The sequence below is a fragment of the Acetobacterium wieringae genome (genome assembly GCF_023700225.1).
In the GTDB taxonomy this organism is placed as follows: domain Bacteria; phylum Bacillota; class Clostridia; order Eubacteriales; family Eubacteriaceae; genus Acetobacterium; species Acetobacterium wieringae.
Genome location: NZ_CP097897.1, coordinates 1,688,555 through 1,712,687, shown reverse-complemented (window position 1 = coordinate 1,712,687; position 24,133 = coordinate 1,688,555). Strand labels below are relative to the sequence as shown.

At 42.8% G+C, this 24,133-nt stretch carries 25 protein-coding genes and 4 other annotated features (1 of these 29 only partly in view); of the genes, 1 reads left to right on the top strand and 24 read right to left on the bottom strand.

The genetic code is table 11. The annotated features are described in order from the left end of the window. Positions 1–229, bottom strand: a binding site (T-box leader) (it extends 3 nt beyond the left edge of the window). Positions 230–234: 5 nt separating this feature from the next. The 20 genes from CHL1_RS08325 to rplU form a co-directional block, all read right to left on the bottom strand. Further along, on the bottom strand, positions 235–1,053 hold the full coding sequence (locus CHL1_RS08325) for a TrmH family RNA methyltransferase (RefSeq protein WP_250936001.1): 819 nt from the start codon (positions 1,051–1,053) through the stop codon (positions 235–237). Between the two features lie 2 nt (positions 1,054–1,055). Continuing rightward, positions 1,056–1,724, bottom strand: a complete 669-nt coding sequence (locus CHL1_RS08320; RefSeq protein WP_228879860.1) for a potassium channel family protein — start codon at positions 1,722–1,724, stop codon at positions 1,056–1,058. Between the two features lie 14 nt (positions 1,725–1,738). Beyond that, positions 1,739–3,115, bottom strand: a complete 1,377-nt coding sequence (locus tag CHL1_RS08315; protein WP_070371429.1) for a TrkH family potassium uptake protein — start codon at positions 3,113–3,115, stop codon at positions 1,739–1,741. Between the two features lie 130 nt (positions 3,116–3,245). After that, positions 3,246–3,599, bottom strand: a complete 354-nt coding sequence (gene rplT, locus CHL1_RS08310) for a 50S ribosomal protein L20 (protein WP_410171668.1) — start codon at positions 3,597–3,599, stop codon at positions 3,246–3,248. Positions 3,600–3,625: 26 nt separating this feature from the next. Then, the gene (gene rpmI, locus CHL1_RS08305; RefSeq protein WP_070371431.1) at positions 3,626–3,829 is read right to left on the bottom strand and encodes a 50S ribosomal protein L35; all 204 of its coding nucleotides are present in this window, start codon (positions 3,827–3,829) and stop codon (positions 3,626–3,628) included. Between the two features lie 95 nt (positions 3,830–3,924). Beyond that, positions 3,925–4,452: a translation initiation factor IF-3 gene (infC, locus tag CHL1_RS08300; protein ID WP_084633632.1), complete on the bottom strand. Its 528-nt coding sequence runs from the start codon at positions 4,450–4,452 to the stop codon at positions 3,925–3,927. 182 nt (positions 4,453–4,634) lie between these two features. Then, complete coding sequence (locus CHL1_RS08295; protein WP_070371433.1) at positions 4,635–5,429, bottom strand: ABC transporter ATP-binding protein; 795 nt, start codon at positions 5,427–5,429, stop codon at positions 4,635–4,637. Position 5,430: 1 nt separating this feature from the next. Continuing rightward, positions 5,431–6,327, bottom strand: coding sequence for an ABC transporter permease (locus CHL1_RS08290; RefSeq protein ID WP_070371434.1), 897 nt, complete (start codon positions 6,325–6,327; stop codon positions 5,431–5,433). 101 nt (positions 6,328–6,428) lie between these two features. Further along, positions 6,429–7,421 carry an ABC transporter substrate-binding protein gene (locus CHL1_RS08285; RefSeq protein ID WP_187389306.1) on the bottom strand — a complete coding sequence of 331 codons (993 nt, stop codon included), beginning with the start codon at positions 7,419–7,421 and terminating at the stop codon, positions 6,429–6,431. An 89-nt stretch (positions 7,422–7,510) separates the two neighbouring features. Continuing rightward, positions 7,511–7,753 (bottom strand) — a binding site (T-box leader). A gap of 71 nt (positions 7,754–7,824) precedes the next feature. Further along, positions 7,825–9,741 (bottom strand): threonine--tRNA ligase, encoded by a 1,917-nt coding sequence (thrS, locus tag CHL1_RS08280; RefSeq protein ID WP_070371436.1) that lies wholly within the window; start codon positions 9,739–9,741, stop codon positions 7,825–7,827. Positions 9,742–9,847: 106 nt separating this feature from the next. Then, positions 9,848–10,091, bottom strand: a binding site (T-box leader). Positions 10,092–10,161: 70 nt separating this feature from the next. Next, on the bottom strand, positions 10,162–11,874 hold the full coding sequence (locus CHL1_RS08275) for a B12-binding domain-containing radical SAM protein (RefSeq protein ID WP_250935999.1): 1,713 nt from the start codon (positions 11,872–11,874) through the stop codon (positions 10,162–10,164). 194 nt (positions 11,875–12,068) lie between these two features. Beyond that, on the bottom strand, positions 12,069–13,166 hold the full coding sequence (gene ychF / locus CHL1_RS08270) for a redox-regulated ATPase YchF (protein WP_070371438.1): 1,098 nt from the start codon (positions 13,164–13,166) through the stop codon (positions 12,069–12,071). Between the two features lie 128 nt (positions 13,167–13,294). Then, the gene (gene rsfS, locus CHL1_RS08265; RefSeq protein WP_084633633.1) at positions 13,295–13,639 is read right to left on the bottom strand and encodes a ribosome silencing factor; all 345 of its coding nucleotides are present in this window, start codon (positions 13,637–13,639) and stop codon (positions 13,295–13,297) included. Positions 13,640–13,674: 35 nt separating this feature from the next. Next, the gene (gene yqeK / locus CHL1_RS08260) at positions 13,675–14,169 is read right to left on the bottom strand and encodes a bis(5'-nucleosyl)-tetraphosphatase (symmetrical) YqeK (protein ID WP_250935997.1); all 495 of its coding nucleotides are present in this window, start codon (positions 14,167–14,169) and stop codon (positions 13,675–13,677) included. A gap of 62 nt (positions 14,170–14,231) precedes the next feature. Continuing rightward, on the bottom strand, positions 14,232–14,873 hold the full coding sequence (gene nadD / locus CHL1_RS08255; protein ID WP_070371440.1) for a nicotinate-nucleotide adenylyltransferase: 642 nt from the start codon (positions 14,871–14,873) through the stop codon (positions 14,232–14,234). 16 nt (positions 14,874–14,889) lie between these two features. Beyond that, positions 14,890–15,252 (bottom strand): YhbY family RNA-binding protein, encoded by a 363-nt coding sequence (locus tag CHL1_RS08250; protein ID WP_070371441.1) that lies wholly within the window; start codon positions 15,250–15,252, stop codon positions 14,890–14,892. A 51-nt stretch (positions 15,253–15,303) separates the two neighbouring features. Further along, a complete protein-coding gene (gene obgE / locus CHL1_RS08245) occupies positions 15,304–16,587 on the bottom strand; it encodes a GTPase ObgE (protein WP_070371442.1) in 1,284 nt (427 codons plus the stop codon). Between the two features lie 112 nt (positions 16,588–16,699). Next, entirely contained in the window at positions 16,700–16,987 is a 288-nt protein-coding gene (gene rpmA, locus CHL1_RS08240) for a 50S ribosomal protein L27 (protein ID WP_070371443.1), read from the bottom strand. A gap of 12 nt (positions 16,988–16,999) precedes the next feature. Continuing rightward, positions 17,000–17,332, bottom strand: a complete 333-nt coding sequence (locus CHL1_RS08235; RefSeq protein ID WP_070371444.1) for a ribosomal-processing cysteine protease Prp — start codon at positions 17,330–17,332, stop codon at positions 17,000–17,002. A 6-nt stretch (positions 17,333–17,338) separates the two neighbouring features. Next, positions 17,339–17,656, bottom strand: a complete 318-nt coding sequence (gene rplU / locus CHL1_RS08230; RefSeq protein WP_070371445.1) for a 50S ribosomal protein L21 — start codon at positions 17,654–17,656, stop codon at positions 17,339–17,341. 11 nt (positions 17,657–17,667) lie between these two features. Further along, positions 17,668–17,736: a sequence feature (ribosomal protein L21 leader region), on the bottom strand. A 156-nt stretch (positions 17,737–17,892) separates the two neighbouring features. Between rplU and srtB the strand changes: the two genes are divergently transcribed. Continuing rightward, entirely contained in the window at positions 17,893–18,609 is a 717-nt protein-coding gene (srtB, locus tag CHL1_RS08225; RefSeq protein ID WP_070371446.1) for a class B sortase, read from the top strand. Positions 18,610–18,689: 80 nt separating this feature from the next. Here srtB and CHL1_RS08220 read toward each other — a convergent pair whose 3' ends face one another. From CHL1_RS08220 to CHL1_RS08205, 4 genes are all read right to left on the bottom strand, one after another. After that, a complete protein-coding gene (locus CHL1_RS08220; protein WP_148638229.1) occupies positions 18,690–20,126 on the bottom strand; it encodes an alanine/glycine:cation symporter family protein in 1,437 nt (478 codons plus the stop codon). A gap of 185 nt (positions 20,127–20,311) precedes the next feature. After that, on the bottom strand, positions 20,312–20,803 hold the full coding sequence (locus CHL1_RS08215; protein ID WP_070371448.1) for a nucleoside-diphosphate kinase: 492 nt from the start codon (positions 20,801–20,803) through the stop codon (positions 20,312–20,314). A 695-nt stretch (positions 20,804–21,498) separates the two neighbouring features. Then, positions 21,499–22,182, bottom strand: a complete 684-nt coding sequence (locus tag CHL1_RS08210) for a TIGR03936 family radical SAM-associated protein (protein WP_070371449.1) — start codon at positions 22,180–22,182, stop codon at positions 21,499–21,501. Then, a complete protein-coding gene (locus CHL1_RS08205) occupies positions 22,175–24,022 on the bottom strand; it encodes a TIGR03960 family B12-binding radical SAM protein (RefSeq protein ID WP_250935995.1) in 1,848 nt (615 codons plus the stop codon). Before CHL1_RS08205 ends, CHL1_RS08210 begins: the two co-directional genes overlap by 8 nt. Positions 24,023–24,133: the final 111 nt, after the last annotated feature.

The window sequence follows — 24,133 nt, the reverse complement described above, 5'->3', positions numbered from 1 at the left end:
AAGGACGAAATCATTCCGCGGTACCACCTTAAATTAATACATAATTGTATTCACTTAAAATTTTAACGCAATTAACGTTAGCTGCTATCAATCATCAAAATTGGTTGATGCGGTTCACAGCTAAAACTCCAGAGGGAACTTCAATAAATTTAAACACAAAATCTCTCAGCCTGGGATTTTTTCTCTGTAAAGTCTCATCTTTATTTACTCGCTCTATCATTGTAGATAAGTTATTTAATTATCTTTTACTTTGGTCTGGCATTCCTTAAAATCTCGAATCAGATCATACATGATTATACCTGCAGCCGTTGCCACATTCAGTGACTCCGCCTGACCCAAAATGGGAATTTTCAGTAACAGATCGCAGCATTCACTCATTTGCTTCGACATTCCCTGGGATTCATTCCCCATAACGATGGCAAATGAACCGTTGAGGGACTGGCGTTCCCATAAACAACTGCCACTTAAGGAAGTACCGATGATCGTTACCTGCTGCTCTTTTAACTGCTTGACCGTATCAAGCAGCGAAACGACCTGATAAATCGGCAAGTGAAAGACCGAACCCATCGAACCCCGTAGTACCTTCTCATTGTAAATATCCGCTGTTTTAGCAGACGTCACCACACAGTCAAAACCTGCTGCATCGGCAGTACGAATAATGGTACCAACATTGTAGGGATCCTGAACATCCTCCAGTAAAACCGTACGCTTGAAGGTTCCCGGTCGGCTATTAATTTTATGCAGTACCGCCATAATTCCTTCGGGTTTTTGTAAACCGGACAGGCTTGCCAGAATCGTCGGACTGACGATTGCAATGGCAACTTTATTGTTCTCCAAAGTAACCAGACGATCCCTGACAGATGCGCCATTAATCTCCAGCCAAGTGCTGGTAATAAAGATCTGCTTAAACTGCAATTGATTTTTAACTGCTTCCAGAAAAAGCTTGGTGCCTTCGATGGCAAAGGTACCTTCGGCGTCCCGAAAGGATTTACTGCTGAGTTTACGCAGATACTTCAGTTGCTCATTATTTTTTGATGTAATTTCTGGAAACATCGTTAATGGTCTTTTCGGGACAGTTTGTTAATCTCATTAATGGAGCGATTCTCCCCCATCACAATCAGTTTATCTCCGGCATGAATCACATCACTGGCCAATGGCGAAGCATTTAAGACATCCAGACTCCGAATTGCAATTACATTTAAGCCATGTTTTTCCCGGAGGTTTAACTGTTCCAGGTTTTTTCCTTCCCAAATATGAAGGGACTCCACCTCAACGATGGAATGATTGGTATCCAGCTCCAAAATATCGATAAAATCGCCGGAAAACAGATTATGCGCAACCCGCTCACCCATGTCCCGCTCTGGAGAAAATACTTTTTTGACCCCTAATTTAAGTAGCACCTTTTCGTGCTGGGCATTGTTGGCTTTTCCATAAATTTCATTGATTCCCAGTTCCTGAGCATTGACAATACCCATAATACTGCTGTTAATGTCTGAGGTAATGGAAACCACCACCGCATCGACATTCTTTAAGCCAATCGATTTCAGTGTATTAATATCGGTCACATCCGCTTGCACCGCATAGGTTACCAAATTCGCAATGTTTTGAATTTTTTCTTCGTCATTATCGACGACAACAACATTACAGCCCAATTCGCTGAGGGTGATGGCCAGTGCTTCACCAAAACGCCCTAAACCAAGAACCGCAAACTGCTTTTCTTTCAATTAATACTCCTCCTCTAGCCAATCATAATGTTGCCTTCCGGCAATTTGAAATTTCCCACGTTTTCTCGGGCTCGCTTTTCACTGCGTGAAATCGCATAGGCTACCGTTAACGGACCCAGCCGGCCAACAAACATGGTCAAACTGATGGCTATTTTCCCCGCTGTTGATAAATGAGGGGTTAAACCGGTTGTTAAGCCAACCGTACCAAATGCTGAAAGTACTTCAAAAACCACCGTTTCAAAAGAAGCTTCAGGTTCAGTACATAATAACACAAAAATCATAAAGATGACAATACCCAATGCAATGACAATCACCGAAATGGACCGACGGATTGCCGGGCCCATGATGCTACGCTTAAAGGCCACCACATCTTTTCGACCATGAAGAACGGAGACAACCGTCATCATAATAATCGCAAAGGTGGTGGTTTTAACGCCGCCACCGGTGGACCCCGGTGAAGCTCCGATAAACATAAACAGCATGGTTAAAAACAATGATGGTGTTGTTAAAGCGGCAATGTCAATGGTATTATAACCAGCAGTTCTTGGTGTGATCGACTGGAAAGCGGCGGCCAGTAGTTTTTCGGGAAAAGAAAGCTTTCCCATCGTCATCGGATTATTGTATTCAAAAACAAAAAAAAGCACAAAACCAATAATCAAAAGAACACCGGTGACTGTCAGGGCCAGCTTGGCATGCATAGTCATTTTTTCAAATTTTCGAATGTTAATGATATCACTGGTAACGGCAAATCCCAGCCCCCCCAGAATAATCAGCCCGCCAATCACAAAATTGACAATAAAATTACCGACATATTTTGTCAGGCTGGAGTAATTCCCAAATAGATCAAAACCAGCATTACAAAAGGCAGAAATCGAATGAAAAAAGCTGAAGGCAGTGCCCCGCAAAAATCCATATTCCGGAATAAAAACCAGGGCCAACAATAATGCCCCAACTGTTTCAATGATCAGCGATGAAAAGAAAATGTACTTGGTGAATTTAACTACTCCGGAAAGTGAATCCATGTTCACTGAGGATTGAATCAGCAGACGATCCTTGATCGTAATCCGTTTTCCCGCCAGTACAAAAAACATTGTCGTCAATGACATGAAGCCCAGGCCACCGATCTGTATCAGTAAAATAATAACGACTTTCCCAAATACCGACCAAAAGGTGCCGGTGTCCACAACCACAAGCCCCGTTACGCATACTGCTGAGGTAGCCGTAAATAACGCATTAATAAAACCACCGCTGGTTCCTGATGCGCTGGCCATCGGCAAGGTCAACAAAATGGCTCCCAGTAGGATCACCAGTGCAAATCCATAAATCAGCATTTCTGCCGGGGAACGTTGTCCCGCAAATTTTTTAAAGTTCCAGCGTATTTTTTCTGCCATGATTCGATTCCTGCCTTAAATATTTAATAACCATACCTATTCTAACACGACACAATAAAAAAGCAAGAATAATATCCATAAAAAAAACTTCTCAAGCATGGATAATCCGTTGAGAAGTTTTTCATTACGATTAGTTCATGTTCTTCTTTGATACTTCAACTAAGTCTTTAAAAGCATTACTGTCATTCATTGCCAGATCTGCTAAGATTTTACGGTCGATTTCAACACCTGCCTGTTTTAAACCAAACATGAATTTGCTGTAGCTTAAACCATGTATTCTGGCACCGGCATTGATTCGGGTGATCCATAATCTTCGGAAGTTTCGTTTCTTTTCTTTACGGCCAACATATGAAGATCTGAGTGCTCGCATAACGGCTTCATTCGCTGATCGATATAACTTACTTTTAGCACCATAATAGCCTTTTGCAAGTTTTAGTACTTTTTTATGTTTCTTTTTGGCATTAACGCCTTTTTTAATTCGCATTATCTATTTCCTCCTATCTTCAAATATTATCTTTTTACGATTTTGATCATTTTCATTACTACTTTAGCATCGCCAGGAGCTAAACCAGTTGCTTTTCTTAAATTTCTTTTTCGCTTGCTGCTCTTTTTGTTAAGAATATGACGTTTGAACGCTCTTGAACGTTTAATATAACCTGATTTTTTTATTTTAAAACGCTTTGCAGCACCACGGTGGGTTTTCATTTTTGGCATAACTATTTCCTCCTCCCTGTACAAGGTTTCATTTATAAAAAACTATATCTGAGAAACGAAAGTTTCACAATCAGATAGTCAATTAACAGTGTGAATTACTTATCTTTTTTGGGGGCTAAATACATAACCATGTTTCGGCCTTCAATTTTTGGTGCTTTTTCGACTACCGCCAGATCAGCAACCCGCTCAGCAAAATCTAGTAATACTTCTTTTCCCTGTTCGGTGTAAGCCATTTCACGGCCTCGGAAACGGATCGCCACCTTAACTCGACTGCCTTGCTCTAAAAACTTGATGCAATTTTTAATTTTAACATTAATATCATGCTCTTCAACTCGAACCGACATACGAATTTCTTTAATAACCACAGCTTTTTGATTTTTTTTGGCTTCTTTTAATCGTTGAATTTCTTCGTATCTAAACTTACCGTAGTCAAGAATCTTACAAACCGGCGGTTTTGCGTTTGGTGAAACTTTCACTAGATCCAAATTTTTTTCATCGGCTAATGCTTGAGCTTCTCTGGTATTCATGACACCAAGCATTTCTCCAGTTTCGTCAATTACACGGATTTCGCGATCACGGATCTCGTTATTAATTTCGTGTTGAACATCTTTGCTAATAGTCATATACCTCCATATAAAAAAATTGCAGGTAGAGTTACTCCACCTGCAAAAAAATACTTACGAACAATGATTATGCGTTCATTCATATTTACCTATTTCCCTGAGAAATGAGGTGAGAAGTGTGTGTTCCTCTACTTTGTTACTCAGCTATTATATGCTTATTCAGATCGATTGTCAAGTTTTTTTTATGAAAGTAAAGCCCGGTCGTTGGCAAACTCTTCGCCACTGACCTGGCCAAAGCGTTTTAGTAGATCTTCAACTGTGAGACTCTGTTTTTCTTCACCACTGATATCTAAAATTACGTGGCCTTCATGCATCATAATCAAGCGATTCCCATGCTCAATGGCGTGGCGCATATTATGGGTGACCATCAGGGTGGTCAGATTCCCTTCGTGGACAAAACGGTCACTGAGTTTTAGAACCTTATCAGCCGTTTTGGGATCCAATGCCGCTGTATGTTCATCCAGCAATAGCAGTTTAGGTTTTTTCAGAGTTGCCATCAGTAGGGTCAAGGCCTGCCGCTGTCCACCAGAGAGCAGACCAACCTTAGCATGAAGACGATTCTCAAGCCCCAGATCCAGATGGCTCAGGTACTCTTTATAAATTTCACGTTCCTTATTGCTGATGCCCCAGCTAAGTGACCGGGTCTTACCGCGACGGTAGGCCAGGGCAAGGTTTTCTTCAATCCCCATATTACCGGCAGTACCCATCATCGGATCCTGAAAAACCCGGCCGATAACGGCAGAGCGTTTATGTTCAGGCAGCTTGGTAACATCTTGTCCGTCTATCAGAATCGAACCCTTGTCAACACCAAAGACTCCCGCCACACAGTTAAGAAAAGTCGACTTGCCAGCACCGTTACCACCAATAACCGTGACAAAATCACCCTCGGCCAGGGATAGACTAAAATTGCGGAGGGCCACTTTTTCGTTGACCGTGCCAGCGTTAAATTTTTTTTCAATTTCATTGATTATTAGCATTTTAGAGATCGCCTCCATTCATCGATTTTTTAATGGGACGAAGATAGCTTTTAAAGACCGGCAGTGACAGCGCAATGGCCACAGTAATGGCGGTAAAGAGTTTTAAGTCGTTGGCTGGCATCCCCATTTTTAATACCAGGGCGATGATAATCCGATAGGTAATGGCACCAAGGACGAGTGAAATCAGGCAATTGAAAAAATTTCGGGTGCCAAAAATAACTTCGCCAATGATAACCGAGGCTAACCCGATAACAATGGAGCCAATCCCCATTTGGATGTCCGCAAAGCTCTGGCTCTGGGCTATTAACGAACCCGAAAGAGCAACCAGTCCATTACTGATCACCAGGCCCAGAATAATCATATTATTGGTATTAATACCCTGAGCTCTGGCCATTTGCGGATTGTTCCCGGTAGCCCGGATGGCGCAACCGATTTCGGTTCCAAAAAACCAGTATAAAAGACCAACAATTGCCATCACACTGATAAATCCAAAAAGCATGACTGCATTGGTTGGGCTTAATCCCAGGTTCTCAAGCGGAGTAAAAACGGTGTCAATCCGCAGCAGCGACAGGTTGGCTTTGCCCATAATCCGGAGATTAACCGAATAAAGTGCAATCATCGTTAAAATACCGGCCAGCAAGGCGGGTATTTTAAGTTTGGTATGCAAAATCCCCGTGACCAGTCCGGCCAGCATCCCGCCGACAAAGGCCAAACAGGTTGCGATGAACGGATTCATCCCGTTAAAAATTGAAAAAGCTGCGATCGCAGCTCCCATGGCAATACTGCCTTCGACTGTTAAATCAGCAATATCGAGTATTCGGTAGGTGATATAAACGCCAATCGTCATGATCGCCCAGAGCAGGCCCAGCGATATTGCACCTAATAGTATCTCAAACATTATTCTGCCTCACTTCTTATCTATTGATTATGTTGATTAATAATTTTAGCAAGCAGCAATGTACTCATTACTGCTTGCTAAATCGTTTCTATTTAAGTTACTTATTTTGCGGTAATCACGTATTGCTGAAGATCCGCAGGAATCGTTAAGCCAATTTCCTGTGCGACGGCACCATTAATGGCATATTCAAACTTTGTTGCTGATTCAATCGGCATGGTTGCCGGTTCAGCTTCACCCTTTAGAATTTTAACAGCCATTAAACCAGTCTGGTAACCTAGATCTGAGTAGGAAATTCCCAAGGTCGCCAGTCCACCGGATTCCACCATTCCGGCTTCACCACAAATGACTGGAGTTTTTGACTGTGAAGTAATGCTTTGAACCTGAGGCATAGCTGAGGCGAAAACATTGTCAGTCGGAATGTAGATGGCATCGCATTGGCTGACGATCGATTGAGTTGCCTGTTGCACGTCATTGGAGTTAGTAACCGTTACTTCGACATATTTCAGGCCAAGTTTTTCAATGGCTTCTTTGGCAATTTTTGCCTGGATGACTGAATTATCTTCACTGGATGTATACAGGACACCAACAGTTTTAGCGGTGGGTACCAGTTTTACCAGCAGATCAATTTGTTCTTTAATCGGATTCATGTCGGTGGTACCGCTGACATTTCCACCGGGTGCTTCGTTTGAAGACACCAGACGAGCCGCTTCATAATCAGTGATGGCCGTTCCCAGAATCGGGATTTCAGTCGTTTTACCAGCGATGGCCTGAGCTGCCGGTGTGGCAATGGCCAGAACCATATCAACCTTGTTGCTGACAAAACGATCACTGATGGTTGACAGATTACTTTGATCGCCCTGGGCATTTTGAACATCCAGGGTGATCTTATCCCCATCCGTATAACCATTGTCAGCCAGGGCAGTCACAAAGCCTTCCCGGGCTGCATCAAGGGCTACGTGGTCAACGTATTGAACAATCCCTATGGTGGCACTTTTGCTGTCATTTTTTGTCGCCGTGCTTGAACAGCCAGCGCCTAATGCGACCACAGCAGCAACAGCCAGCACAGCCATTAATTTTTTACCGTGTTTTTTCATTTTCATTTCCTCCATTTTCATTTTTATTCAATCAAACCTTTTCAGGCTGAATTGTTCGCTTTTTACACAAAAAAAATTCGTCTCTGTCTAACAGGGACGAACACAAATTCGCGGTACCACCTTGCCTTTGATGCGCATGCATCACACTCTGAAAGCAACCTAAAGTCACTTAACCACGGTAACGGTTGGTATCCGGCTCAGCCTACCGGGCAGTGCCTTTCGGTGAGCAGCTCTCAGGATGTATTCATAACGACGTCTTGCTTCCTCGCACCTACCGAAAGCTCTCTGTAAAGATCATCCTGTTATTACTCGTTCCTGGTCATCACTTTATTGTTTTTTATTATATTGATATGGGTCGAATTTGTCAACCATTATTGCAAATTCGACCCATATTATTCCTGGATTAGTCTAAGGTTAATGACTTTGTTTTGATTTTTTCAATCAGCTTTTCTTTGAGATCCGCCAGACTGATCAGACCAGCATCCCCAGTATCCCGGATTCGCAGCGCCAGGTCACCACCTTCGGCTTCCTTGTCACCAACCACCAGCATATAAGGCACTTTTTGCATCTGTGCTTCCCGGATTCGGTAACCCAACTTTTCATCCCGGCCATCCACTGAAGCCCGAACTCCAATGGCGGTCAGTTGGTCAGCAATGCCTTTGGCAAAATCATGATGGGCATCAGCAACCGGAATAATCATTACCTGTACCGGCGCCAGCCAGAGCGGGAACTTCCCGGCAAAATGCTCAATCAGAATACCAAAGAACCGCTCGATACTGCCGAGAATGGTACGATGGACAATAACCGGACGGTGTTTTTCGCCGTCAGAGCCAATGTAGTTTAAATCAAAACGTTCCGGCATCTGAAAATCCAGCTGGATGGTACCACATTGCCAGGTTCGGCCGAGGCTGTCTTCCAGATGGAAGTCAATTTTAGGGCCATAGAAAGCCCCATCGCCAGGGTTTAAGCGATAGTTGATTTCTTTCTTTTCCAATGCGTTTCTTAAAGCATCAGTAGCGATTTCCCAGACTTCATCGGAACCAATGGCTTTTTCCGGCTTGGTTGATAATTCGACCTTATAGTTAAAACCAAACACCCGGTAAACATCATCAGCCAGATCAATCACCTTGATGACTTCGGCTTCGATTTGTTCGGGTGTCATAAAGATATGGGCATCATCCTGAGTAAAGTTTCGCACCCGCATCAAGCCATGAAGCGCCCCATGTAGTTCGTGGCGGTGAACCAGACCCAGTTCGGCCATCTTTAAGGGCAGATCCCGATAAGAATGGCCTTTGCGTTTATAGACCAGCATGCCGCCGGGGCAATTCATTGGTTTTACCGCATAGGAGGCGTCATCTATTTCAGTAAAATACATGTTTTCCTGATAATGATCCCAATGGCCGGAACGTTTCCACAGATCGGCATTTAAAATGATGGGCGTTTTAATTTCCTGATAGCCCCGCAACTGATGTTCCTGTCGCCAGAAATTCTCCAGTTCGTTGCGGATAATCATCCCCTTGGGGTGGAAAAATGGGAAGCCCGGGCCTTCTTCCTGAAGCGAGAAAAGATCCAGCTCTTTTCCCAGCTTACGGTGATCCCGTTTTTTGGCTTCTTCCAACCGGGTTAAGTAAGCTTCCAGTTCACTTTTTTTAGGGAAGCTGATTCCATAGATCCGCTGCAGCATTTTATTTTTTTCATCTCCCCGCCAGTAGGCACCAGCCAGACTGAGCAGTTTAATGGCCTTAATCCCACTGAGGTTTTGAATATGGGGGCCAGCACACAGATCCGAGAATTCCCCCTGTGAATAGAAGCTGATAATGGCATCTTCCGGGAGGTTTTCGATCAGCTCGGCTTTGTAAATTTCGCCTTCAGCATTAACTTTAGCCAGCGCCTCATTACGGCTTAACTCGTAACGGTTGATTTCCAAGCCTTCCTTAACGATCTTGCCCATTTCCTTTTCAATTTTTTCCATGATTTCCGGGGTGATAATTACATCCACATCAATATCATAGTAAAAACCGTTCTCAATCGCCGGGCCAATGGCCAGTTTAGCTTGAGGATAAAGCCGTTTAACCGCCTGGGCCAAAAGATGGGAACCAGTATGCCAAAAGGCGTGCTTACCGCCCTCATCTTCAAATTTCAGCAGATTAAGGGTGGCATCTTCATTAATGACCTGGCGGATATCAACAACCTCACCGTTTAGTTCTCCAGCCAGGGTATTTTTAGCTAATCCCGGACTGATATCATTGGCCACTTCAAGCACTGTAATTCCGGGTTCATAAGTCTTTATGGATCCGTCTTTTAACGTAATAGTAATCATTTTATTCTCCTTTGTTTTGGCGTTTATTGTGAGCATTCAGGGAATCTTAACGATCCGACTGATAAAACCATTTTAATTTAAAAAACAAAAAAGCCCCTTTGTCAAACAAAGGGACGTCTCAACGCGGTTCCACCCAATTTGATTCATTTTCATGAATCCACTTAAGTTCTGAATAACGGTCAGCACCGTAAAACCTTACTGTATTGAAAGTACCCAAGGTAACATTTCAAATTATTTCAGGCTTCGACTCCAAGGTGGTTTTCAATTATCTGTTGTATAAGCAATTACAGCCAGGTTGCCTACTCTCTGAAACATCGGGATAACTTACTCGTCCTTATCAGCGTCTTTTTTTATTTTTATTGTCTATCAGTATAACCTTTATCTAGCAGGGAATCAATACTTTTCAGAAAATTTAATATTTTATTCAACAACAATGTGCGATCCCGTTGCTGAAAAGACCACTAATCCCGTTTGCTCTGCTGTTGATAACGGCGCTCCGGAGAGGCGGCTAAGAAAGGCTGCTGAAAAATATTGAAACTTGACCTGAGTATAAATCTTTTTAGGTGCCTGATCAATAAAATCAGACAGATATTTCTCAATATTCTGCGGCTCTTTTAAAAACTCAAAGATCCATTCTTTATCTGGAGTCTGATCACACATACCCATTGGCATTCTGAAATTTCCCTGGGTGAGCCAATCGTATCGAAGACACTCGCCAATCTGATCGACCTTTTTGTGATCCCTGAAAAATTCGTGCAAAATAGCAAAGAGTTGTTCCTTTGATTTGCCCACATCATAATAGCCCTGATCTTCCCAATGACAGGAAAACGCTTCAAAAAAATCAAAGGGAGTAAGAAAAATCTTGTCCGCAAAAATATAGTTCATGCTTTGTTTAAAGTCGCCACTATTGTAGTACCGATCGACTAATACTTCAATTTGACGTAATTGAGAAAGCTCTTCTGCGCTAATATACTTATTTGAAATAATTTCATAGGGCGGAAAGCTGGCATACTGATACTGATGAATTAGCGCCTCGCTGCGAATCCGGGTACCTTTTAAACATTTAAGAAAGCCCACCTGCAGCATATCTGGGGCAAGAGCGATCACATGATTAAAGGATTCCTTGAAACTATCGTAGTTCTCAAAAGGTAAGCCGGCAATCAGATCCAGATGAATGTGGATATTCTGTGGCATTAGCAGTTTTTTTACATGGTCACCGGTTCGGGTCACACTGATTTTTCGGCCAATGGCAGCTAGAGTTTCCGGAGCCGTACTCTGGACGCCAATTTCAAATTGAATCAATCCCGACGGGGCTGTCTTAAGTAAGTTAATCATCTCGTTATCAATCAGGTCGCCGGTCATTTCAAAGTGAAAATTTGTTGGCCCGCCACGCTTAATCAGATGGGCAAATATTCTTTTGGCCCGACCGACGTCGCAGTTAAAGGTGCGATCCACCAGTTTGACCTGCTTGACCCCCACCGCAATAAAGAAATCCAATTCTGCAAAGACCCGATCCAGTCCCAGCAAATTTAACCCTTGCTTAGCCGAAGACAAACAATATGAACAGCAAAACGGACAGCCCCGCATGGTTTCGTAGTAAATGATTTTATGCTTAAGGCTGGCCATATCCACATTACTATAAGGAAACACCAATTGACTTAGGGGTACCGCTTCAGTATCAGGATTTTCGACAACCTGCCCCGCTGAACTGCGATAACAAAGTCCCGGAATTTTATTGAGGCCTTCGTGATAATTACCAGACTCCAGTAGCGCTTTTAGTTTGGCTTCCCCTTCGCCCTGAATAATCCGGTCACAAAAAAGATAAGCCTTTAGCAGCGCCACTCCATCAAAACTAACCTCGGGGCCACCAAAAATAATCTCAACCTGGGGTTTCGCTTTTTTAATGACTTCTGCCAGCTTAACTACCATCTCCATATTCCAGATATAGCAGGAGAAACCAATTCGTCTGGTATTTTGATCCAGAAGCAACTTAACAATCCGATGAAAGGGATCATTAATTGACATTTCTACAATTTCGACATCAAAATTCGGCAGCTGCGCTTTTAAAGAACGCACCCCCAAATTCGTATGGATATATTTGGCATTAATAGCTACTAGGACAAGATCTTTCACGGTAACCTCCAGGTCTTCGGGGATTTAAGTCTGGGAATAAGTTAATAAAAAAATTCTTTGCTGCCGAGTTGTTACACCTCTTAATACTCTGCTTAGATGAATAGAAGCAGACAGTACCGTTTGCCCTGGATAGTAATTATCCAGCGTAAATGGCAGCAACGCTCACGGCAATTAAATAAATCAAACGATATTTGTTATACATTAAAGCGGAAAAAAGTTACGTCGCCATCTTTCATGACATACTCTTTACCTTCTACCCGGGTCACGCCACTTTCTTTGGCTTTTACTTCCGAACCGGCTTCAACCAGCTGATCGAAACTGGTGATTTCAGCTCGAATAAAACCCCGCTCAATATCGCTGTGTATTTTTCCGGCAGCCTGGGGTGCCTTCGTACCTTCGGTAACTGTCCAGGCCCGAATTTCCTGGGGGCCAGCGGTTAAAAAAGTAATCAGCCCCAGCAGTTTATAGCCAGAGCGAATAACCTGATCCAGGCCTGATTCGTCCAAACCCATATCAGATAAAAACTCCGTCTTTTCGACTTCGTCAAACTGGGCGATTTCTTCTTCAATTTTAGCCGATATTTTAATGATGTCTTTATGACTGCCGGAGTGGTTTTCCCGCACTGTTGCTTTTAAACGGGTTACCATATCATTATCTTCATGGAGATCATCTTCAGAAACGTTGGCGATATACAGTACCGGCTTGATGGAAATCAGCTGAATGGTTTGGATAAATTCCCATTCATCCGCAGAAAAATCCTCATCATTGGGCATTTTGCCACCTTCTAGGATTTCCCGCAGCCGCATCGCCACCTCAATATTTGCCTTTTCCTGAGGATTGGTCTTGGCCAACTTTTTATTTTTTTCTATCCGTCGATCTAGCATTTCAATGTCAGCAAAGATCAATTCCAGATTAATGGTTTCCAGATCATCAATGGGATCAATTTTTCCTTCCACATGCACCACGTTGTCATCTTCAAAACAACGAACCACATGGACTATGGCATCAACCTCCCGAATATGTGAAAGAAACTTGTTGCCCAGCCCTTCCCCCTTGCTTGCGCCTCGTACCAGACCAGCAATATCCACAAATTCGATGGTGGTGGGAATAACCTTTTTAGAATTGTACATTTTTTCCAAAATCGCCAGACGGGGGTCCGGTACAGTGACAACCCCGATATTGGGATCAATCGTACAAAATGGATAATTGGCAGACTCTGCTCCGGCCTTGGTTAATGCATTAAATATGGTGCTTTTCCCAACATTGGGTAAGCCAACGATTCCTATCTTCATTATTACCTCTTTCTTATTTTCGTCTAAAACATTTCTCCTGACATTTAAAAAGGTGGGTTTTCCCGTTCCCTTGGAACAAGAAGTACCACCATTTCAAATTTGGTCAGCGCTTTTTTGTAAACAGACGTCTATCGATTGACAACAGTGTTTTTCCATAATTTTTCGAGATTATAAAACTCCCGTTCTTCAGCATGGAAGATATGGACAATCACATCGTAGTAGTCCAGCAAAATCCAGCGGGCTTCACGTAAACCTTCAACCCCTTTAGGAAAGATCTCCAGTTTTTGGGCCTCATACTCAATATTTTCGGCGATCGCCTTGACCTGTCGCTCAGAGCTACCACTGGCAATAACAAAATAATTTGCAATGGAGGTCATCTCCGTAACATCGATGACTTCAATATCATCGCCATTTTTTGCTTCAATCCACTCTTTAATCTTTTGTGCAAATTCATCTGGATTAATAATGATCACTCACTTTCTTTTTTTAATTTCTTGATTACTTTTTTTCATAGATTTCTGGTTTTAATCAGCAAATCATTTCGTGCTTCAAGGGTATGCTTATGAAGCAGCGCACCAATTTTTACGACATGGCAGATACAATTGGATAATGCCAGTATAACTGCCTGATCAAGATCTGTTTTTGCTGCCGCTCGAATGGCCTCAACCCCAGGAAAAGATCGGTCTTTTTCGATATAATCAGCCAAATAAACAATCTTGTCCAGGGTGCTCATTTTCTTACACCCGGTGGTGTGATAACACACCGCATGTTGAATCGCCACATCGGTGATGCCATAGCGTTCTTCAACTAATACCGCACCCACCGGGCCATGAAGTAATTGGGGATCATGGCGACTGACCCGGTCGACTTTAATCTGATGCTTTTTGGCATAGCCGAGAAGCTTTTCGTCCGGCATATTTTTGGCACAGTCATGCAGTAGTGCCGCCAGTCTGGCCTGATTAAGGTCAACCCCAAAACGACTCGCCAGTTGTTCAGCCGCCAACCACGTTAATTGTATGGCGAAAGCGTTTTGGACTCAGCTTATTTTCAAGATCTGTAGTGATCTCAGTCCAGTTCATGTTGATCCCCATGTGTCCCATTTGGCAAATAGAGGCCCTGGTCGTGGATATAGGCTTCCACCGGATCGGGTAAGAGGTACCGGATGGAATAACCATTCTTAATCCGGGAGCGGATATCGGAAGAGGCGATGTCCATTTCCGTGGCGTAAAGCTTAAATATCGATGCCCCATAAATCTCCTGAAGTTCTTTGATCCGCATATCCAGGCGATCATGGCTATAGCCCGGGCGGAAGGTGGTAATGAACTTTACCGACTTAAGTAGCTCCGGCGCACCCTTCCACAAGGTAATCTCAAACATTAAATCGGCCCCGGCAATAAAATAAAAATCACAGTCCGGGTATATTTCTTTAATGCTATTAATCGTGTCAATGGTATAGGTGATGCCACTCTGGTCGATTTCATGGGTTAATATCTCAAAACGATCGTTGCTGGCAATGGCCAGTTCCACCATTTTTAACCGGTGTTCTCTGGCAATTTCATCTTGCGATAATTTAAATGGGTTATTCCCAGTGGGAATAAACAAAACCTTATCCAACTCATATTGATCCCGAGCCGACTCTGCCAACAGCAGATGACCCGTATGGATGGGATTAAAACTTCCTCCCAGAAGACCGATTTTTTTCTTCATCTCAAACCTTTACTTTTTATGAATTAGTGAATTTTCGTGATGGGCTTAATGATTTTTTCTTAACCCGTTTGATGGGTTTTGCATTTTTAGTGGGAACCTCAATTTTCGTTTTTAATAAATTCTTTTTATAAAGAATAAATTTGTTACCGATGGTGCAGACAATCTCCGCTTTGGTGGCAGCGGCCAATTCCCGGGCGACGTCACCAACTTCTTCCATGGAGTTATTCTGAACCTTTCCCTTGATTAACTCCCGGGCAATGATGGCATCTCTAGTCTGCACAATAACTTGCTCGGTAACGCCTTCCTTGCCAACGAAAATGATATCAGGGATATCCATGGCCAGCTTTCTTAAATAACTTCTTTGTTTACTTGTTAACATTTTTTCTCAACTTTCTACGACGCTATTATAGCATATTATTATGGGCAAAATCTATTTAAAATACTCAAATTCGATGTCTTCCAACTGAACAACATCCTCATCCTGAATGCCCATTTTTTCCAACTCTGCAAATACGCCTTTATCTTTTAGCACCCGCTGGAAGAAACCAACTGAATCCAAATCTTCAAAGTTAACGGATGTAATCAGTCGCTCCAGGAAATCGCCTTTAACAATATATAAATGATCACGTTTTTCAACAGTAAATTGTTTTTCCATAAAGTCAGGGGTATAAACGGATTCAGTCTCTGGTTCAATGTCAAAAATCGGTTCAACCTCACCGATTTCATCCAGCAAGGTTATCGTTCGGCTAAGCAGTTCGTTAAGCCCCTGGCCGGTTACTGCTGAAATTACAAAAACCTCGTAACCGAGTTTTTCGAGTTCGGCTTTGAGTTCAGCTGTTTCGCCAGCATCAGCGAGAAGATCAACCTTGTTCAAAGCGACAATCTGCACCCTCTGGGCTAGTTTTTCATTATACTTTTCCAACTCTAAATTAATCGCTTTAAAATCTTCCAGGGGATCCCGGCCTTCACTGCCAGCTGCGTCCAACAGATGGATTAGCAGCTTGGTTCGTTCCACATGACGGAGGAACTGGTCACCCAGTCCGGTTCCTTCATGAGCGCCCTCGATCAAACCGGGAATATCGGCAATCACAAACGGATCAAAATTTCGCCATTCAACCACCCCCAGATTAGGGACAATGGTGGTAAAATGGTAATTGGCAATTTTGGGTTTGGCTTTGGTGATTACCGAGAGCAGTGTTGATTTCCCAACATTGGGAAATCCAATCAGACCCACATCAGCCAGCAGTTTCAGCTCAAGAATAACAGTTCGTTCCTGACCTTTTACTCCACCCTGAGCAAAACGAGGTGCCTGTCTGGTAGCTGTTGCAAAATTCATATTTCCACGACCACCCCGACCGCCTTCTGCTACCCGGTATTTTTGTCCGTGTTCGGAAAGGTCGCAGATAATCCGTCCGGTATCCTTATCTTTAACAATCGTTCCAACCGGAACCTTAATGATCAGGTCTTCTCCGGTTTTACCGGTGGAGCGACCGCCGGTGCCGTTTTCACCATTTTCTGCCTTGTGTTTTCTTTTATATTTAAATTCCATCAGGGTTCGAAAACCATTATCGGCCATAAACACAATATTGCCGCCATGACCTCCGTTCCCGCCATCGGGACCGCCGTTGGGGACATATTTTTCGCGCCGGAAACTCATTCCACCATGTCCGCCATTACCAGCCTTCAGAATAATCTCTGCTTTATCTACAAACATTGCTACCTCGCTTTTTTAGGGTACTTACCCGAACAACATAAAAATAAAACCTCTTATCTTGTCAAAACGAGCATAAGAGGTTTTATGGCTGTATTATTTTGTCACTGAGAAACTAGATGGCTTCCCGAGGATAAATACTTACTTGTTTTTTATCTCTGCCTTTTCGTTCAAAACGGACAATTCCATCTTCTAAAGCGAATAATGTATCATCGCCGCCTTTTCCAACGTTAGTACCAGGGTGAATCTTGGTTCCTCTTTGACGAACTAGAATATTTCCTGCCAGTACGAATTGACCATCGCCTCTTTTTACGCCAAGACGTTTCGATTCGCTGTCTCGACCATTTCTTGAACTACCAACCCCTTTTTTATGGGCAAATAGTTGAAGGTTCATTTTTAACATGTTGTTCACCTCCTATTTATATACTTCTTCAAACTGGATATAATCTCCATAAGCTTCCTTAATCCCCCGGATTCCCAGAAGATAAGTCGAAATAAGTGTTTCTGTTTTTGATTTCGTTGGTTCATCATTGATTTCGGGAATGATAAAACGGACATAGCCCTCTTCGATCACTTCGCCAAGATCTTTTCGCCCAACAATTTCGGTAAGTCCGTTTAAAATGCTGATGGTTAAAACCGAAACAGCCGCACAAACGATATCCTCGCCATGATCGGCAAAACCGGCATGACCAGACACAATTATTTCACTTGCTTTATTATGCTTACCACAAATCTTTACTGAAATCATAAATGCCTAGGCTTGAATGCCAGTAATTTTAACTTTCATGAATGGTTGTCGATGACCTTGTTTTTTCCGATAATCTTTTTTAGATTTATACTTGTAAATAATAACCTTAGGTCCTTTGGCAACTTCCAAAATTTCTGCTTTAACAACAGCATTTTCAACCACTGGCGTACCAATGATCATTTCGCCATCTTTGTTAACTGCTAAAACTTCAGTAAAAGTAATTTCTTTTACATCGGCTTCAGTGAAATTGATTTTTTCAATTTGAATCACATCATTTTCCTGAACGCGGTATTGTTTACCACCTGTTTTAATAATTGCATACATAGTTCTACACCTCCTCATACCAGACTCGCCACAAAAGGTGCTTTCGACTTAAAACCTTGTGTGTGCGGCTACATAACTTTATAAATATTAACATGGTGCGTTACTAAAGTCAATCAAAATATTAACAATGTTCATTTGACATGATAATACACCTAAAAAAACTGAAATCATTTATTTTATTTGGGGGTTTTCTCGTATGATGGGTATAATAAAATAAATTGAGCTTTAGGAGGAAAATGAAATTGCAAAAAAACATGCCTAGAATAAAAATTGTAGCTGTTGTTTTATTAGTTATCCTTGCTATGGGATTCATAATCTATAATTTTTATCCAATGATCAATCAAAACATGCAAAAGGATAAAATAATTGCCGTCGCCAAAGAAAACCGTACCGAGATTGCCGATCGAATTGATTTTAATGCCTTGCTGTCCATCAACCCCGATACCATTGGCTGGGTGCAAATCGAAGGGACACCCCTTGAATATCCGGTTACCCAAACCACTGATAACGATTTTTATCTGTCTCATAATTTTTTAAAGGAATCATCCTTCGAGGGCGCCATCTTCCGGGACTACTTGAGTGATCCGGTGACAACCCGGAATCACGTACTCTATGGTCATTATATGTCAGATGAATCAATGTTTGGCAGCTTATGGAATTATCAGGATCAGGCCTATTTTAAAGCCCATCCGGTGATTCAGTTTGATCAGCCTGGCAATCCCGGGGATTGGGAGATCTTCTCGGTTTATATTACCGAAGCCGAATACGATTATCGCCAGCCCAGTTTTTCAAGTGACACCGAGTTTATCAACTATATGAATCGACTCAAAGCCCGTTCACTGTATGATACCGGTGTGGTTGTTTCCCCGGACGATGAAGTGCTGACCCTGTCCACCTGTATCTACACCTTCGATGATGCCCGCTTTGCGGTGCATGCCCGAAAAATCAAGTAAACATAAAAGTGTCCGCAGTTTGGATCTCGTTGAGATCATCCATTGACTGCGGACACTTTATTACATTTTAAGCACAGTTGCTATTCGTTATCAACAACTGCCTTTTTTCCCAATTTTCGCAATTCACGTTCCGGCTTGATTACTTTATCTTCATAATCAAAACACTCTTTCGCAATGACATTACTTAAAACCAGTAATGAGATCAGATTAGGAATTGCCATTAATCCATTCATCGTATCCGAGAAATCCCAGACAATCTGCAGAGCAGTGGTGGCGCCGACAAAAGCAATTAAGCTGTAAAACAGTCGATAAACTTTCACTGCCATTGGCGCTTTAATCAGATATTCCAATGATTTTTCACCATAATACTCCCAGCCCAGAATTGTTGAAAAAGCAAACAGCATAATCCCAATGGTGACGATGTAGCCCCCGATCGGACCTAATGCTGATTCAAAGGCGGCAATCGTTAACGCTGCCCCACTGAGCAGTTTTCCGGCTTCGGTCATGGTACCAAGCATACCGGAAGAAGCAATTACCAGACCGGTAATGGAACATACAACCAAGGTATCGAAGAAGGTCCCGGTCATGTTAATGTAACCTTGACGGGAAGGATGATCCGTTTTAGCAGCGGCCGCCGCAATTGGCGCCGAACCTAAACCGGCTTCATTGGAGAAAACCCCCCGGGCAACCCCCCAACGCATGGCACTGAGCATGCTGGCAATCACCGTACCGCCAACCCCACCAGCCACCGCTGTGGGTGAAAAGGCCATTGTAAAGATTTGAGCCAGACCGGCAGGCAGGTTTTCAAAATTAATAATAATTACTAATATACCGGCCACAAAGTAAAAGACTGCCATAAAGGGAACAATGACACCACAGACCCGACCGATACTTTTAATCCCACCCAGTAATACAACAAGAGCCAGAATTGTGATAACTGCTCCGGTAATCCAGGTAGGAATACCAAAGGTTCCAACAACAGCGCTGGCAATAGAATTGGCTTGGGTCATGTTACCGATTCCAAAAGAAGCGATCACCGCAAAGGCTGAGAACAACACTGCCAGTACTGCACCGATGGTTTTATTTTTAAAACCGTTTTTCATGGCATACATCGGCCCGCCAGCCATTTCACCTTCTTTGTTGGTTTCCCGGTATTTAACCGCCAGAACACTTTCCCCGTATTTGGTGGAAAGACCAAACAAAGCACTGATCCACATCCATACCAGCGCTCCGGGTCCCCCCAGAACCATGGCGGTCGCCACCCCGACAATGTTACCCGTACCAATGGTCGCTGCCAGCGCCGTCATTAAAGACTGGAAGGGTGAAATATCCCCACTCGAATCTTTTTTTGATGGATCCTGCTTAGCAAAAACCGATTTCAATGCATAACCCAAGTTTCGCCATGGCAGAAACTTTAACCGGACTGTCAAAAAGATCCCGGTTCCCATCAGTAACGCCAGCATTACAGGTCCCCAAACAAAATTGTTGACAGCTGCAATAATTTCCGAAAAATTCATCTTAACCCCCTTAAAATTATAGTGGGATCATTTTATCATTATTTATCTTGCTTCACAATACTAAACATTCTAAATGACAAGTATTTACCTTAAGCCTATCTTAAGCCCAGGCAAGAGGTAATTATTGTCATTTCCATAGATATTTTAACCCAATCCGGAAGCACTGCCCGGTAAATCACTCGAATTCAATTGAGCACTTGGATTAGCGACGCAAAGAGTTGATAGGTTTCCGGCGCAAACCAGAGTTTAAGTTCGGTTAGCAGAGCTTCGTTTGAATCACTGCAATGGATCAGATTGTTACAGCAGCGAGCTTCCCGGTCGGCATTATCAAAGGAATCGGTTCCCAGATCACCCCGAATCGTTCCCGGTTCAGCCCGGGCCGGGTCGGTGGCGCCCGTTAATTCCCGGGCATTGCCGATGGCATTTTCCCCGTCCTGACTAAGAATAATGGGCATCATTGCTTTCCCAGCAAAAGCTGTGATGGCCATTTTTTTAAACGATTCTCCCAGTTTTTCAACTACGTGGGCGTAATGGGTTAAGATCAAGTCGTCACTGACGCTCTTATATCCGATCATCTCGATCCTGAAGTCATGCTCGATAAACCGTTTTATAATCGGTTCAACTAATTCCGTCTCCAACGCATCGGGTTTCATAATAATTAATACATATGATTTCATTGCAAATCCTCACCTTCTATGTTTTGTAGTTATAAAGTATAATACAATTACTGGATTAACATTTTTATACTAAAATAATTAATTAACCGCAAAAAACGCTGAAGCCGATTCCACAATAAATGCAGAACCGGCTTCAGCTTTCGATTTCAGATGTCATTCCTTTTGGACTCACCCCTTTCATTTCACCAAAAATCCACTTCTTCACTTTTCTAAAAGTAATAAACGCTTAACTGGCAAAATTCTTCAGGATATTTTTTATTCAATTCAAATTTTTACCGTTTCAGTGGCAAATCGTCATTTCCATTATGTGGTTAATTATCGTTGATCCATTATTATTTTTATGGTCACACCACTTAAAAAGTGATGCTCACGTCCATAATTAAATACCGATCGCCAATTAATCAGGCCATCAATGTCGATGCCGCCTACCCAATTTGGTTTTAAGAACTGCTGCATCTTTGGAAATGACAATCGATAAAATCTTATTCATCCATTCGGGTTATTTTAAATTTTTATCTCTAAACAAATCACCGTCTTTCTAATCTTATCGGCTGTTAAGGTTTATTTACTTTTCAATGATCTTATTAATCAATTGTGAAAAGGATCGTGTTGATCTTTGATTTAGCTAAATTATAGCACGTTTCTTTGAAATGTAAAGGCATTTTTTGTAAACGTTTTTATTTCTTTTGTAAACCTTAAGCATCGACTTTAAGCAGCAGTTTTTCCCGATGTAATTCGATCGTCGGATCGATCACAAAAACCGCTCTGATTTGATCGTTGAAACTCGCTAAGACCTGTTCCGGCTTGACACATTGCTGCTCGATATAAATCAGCGTCATCTTTACATTGACATGATCGATTTCGGCGTCTGCACATACCGAAATCGATTCAATAAAGGGTCGGATATTTTTTTGTACATATTTTCCTTTTTTATTTCTTTTCTGGATCAAAATCTGTGGAAGTTCCAGATACATGCGCACAGATGCTGCCAATTCGTTTAAATCTGTTTCTGGCATGACCTTGATGCGAATCCGATAGTCACTTTGATAAAGCGATGCCGACAGGGATTCGACCCCCTCACCGCAGATTTTTGCAGCAATAATTTCAAGACCCTTCGGCAGTGCCTGGTTCATCCGGTGAATAAAGGTGTCCACATCGATGTCCGTAGATACAATCACCTCACCATACTCCGCGTCACTGGTTAAACCCACCGACATCGCCAGCGCAAATGACATCCGGGGATGGGGGTTAAAACCCTGGGAGTATGCAACCGGGATATTCGCCCGGCGAAACGCCCGTTGAAACAATCGTTGTTGATCCAGATGGGATAAAAAACGCAGCGGGGTTGAGCGTTTAAACTGATAATGAATTTTAACCATTGCATTTCCATCCTTTCTTGAATTCCATAATGCCGCAATTTGAACACGTATCGGGACAAAACGGTGTTGTTAAAGCTGTCTCGGCTTTTTTTGCTTCGGTTTGTAAAAAGTCCTTGGTAATGCCAGTATTGATAAAATCCCAGGGCAGAATTTCTTCGTAGTCCCGGTTTCGTAAAGCATAAAAATCCGGATCAACCCCGGCCTCGTCAAAAGCATCCATCCATTTTTGCAGATCAAAGCATTCGCCCCAGCCATCAAAGCGGCAACCTTTTTGATGGGCTATCTCCAGCACCGAACCTAAACGACGGTCACCCCGGGCAAAGACTGCTTCCAAGAAGCTAACCCCGCTGTCATGCCAGCTGTAAGAAATCTTGCGATCTTTAATACTGGCTTTTAAATGACGTTGTTTCTGTTTAAATTCTTCCCGGGTATTCTGGCCCATCCACTGAAAAGGTGTAAATGGCTTGGGCACAAAGGAAGAGGTGCTTAAAACGACTTTCAAACTTTTGTTGCGGACTTCCCGATCAATTTTAAAGTATTCATCCACAACTTTTTGCCCTAAATCCGCAATGCCTTCGATATCTGTCAGCGTTTCCCCCGGCAAACCAATCATAAAATACAGTTTAACATGTCCCCAGCCCTTTTCAAAAGCCGTTCGTACCGTGTCAAGCAGATTTTCCTCAGTAACACCTTTATTAATGACATCCCGCATCCGTTGGGTTCCAGCTTCTGGTGCCAGCGTCAAACCGGTTTTGCGAACTTTCTGGATTTCTTCCAACATCTCAATGCTTAAGGAGTCAATCCGCAGTGATGGCAAGGAAATACTGACTTTTCCATCCGCATAATCACAAACCAGGTTTTTAATCAGGGCTTCAATTTCGCTGTAATCACCGGTACTGAGCGATGACAGTGAAACCTCATCGTAGCCAGTGGCGTCGATCAGCGCTTTGATTTTTGCCTGGATAGTTGGCACGGTTTTTTCCCGGGTCGGGCGGTAGATCATCCCAGCCTGACAAAAACGGCAACCCCGGCCACAGCCTCTGAATATTTCATAACTGATCCGATCATGGACAGTTTCGGTATAGGATACTACAATTTTTTCCGGGAAGTAAGCCTGATCAAGGTTTTCAATAAATTGCTTGCGGATCGTTGGTGGTGCTTCTTTGACAATCGGGGAAAAGGCGGTAATTAGCCCGGTTTGCTTATCATAGCTGACCGCATAAAATGCCGGGACATAAACCCCGTCAATCTGAGCTGCCCTTTTTAGAAAGTCCTGGCGGTTGCCACCAGCTTTTTTCCATTCCCGGTGGGCAGCCATAATTTTAAGAATCACCTCTTCCGCTTCACCAATGACAAAAAGATCAATAAAATCAGCCAGTGGCTCCGGGTTATAGGCGCAGGGGCCCCCGGCAATCACAAAGGGCTCGTCTTCCTCTCGCAAAGCGCTGCGCAGGGTGATCTTTCCTAATTCCAGCATGTTTAAAATATTACTGAAGCTCATTTCATATTGCAGTGTAAAGCCCACAAAATCGTAGTCGTTCAAGGGCAGCATCGATTCCAGGCCATATAATGGCAAATCATGCTGACGCAACTGTTCTTCCATATCTACCCAGGGCGCAAAGACCCGCTCACACCAGACATCTTTTTCTTCGTTGAGTAACCCATAGAGTATTTTCATGCCCAAATGAGACATTCCCACCTCATAGGTGTCCGGGAAAGCAAAGGCAAAACGAATCATCTCCGGACTCGGAATCTTATGGACTGCGTTCACCTCATTACCAAGATAGGTGATTGGTTTTGTCACCAGGGGCAAAATATTTTTTTCGATATAATTATTCATTCATTTCCTCATATTTATAATTTTTAAACTGCCTAACTCATTTTAGCACACCTTATCTTACATGATTCTTATCAGCTTGTACAGTCCCCGTCCCAGAATAAATATTCAGTC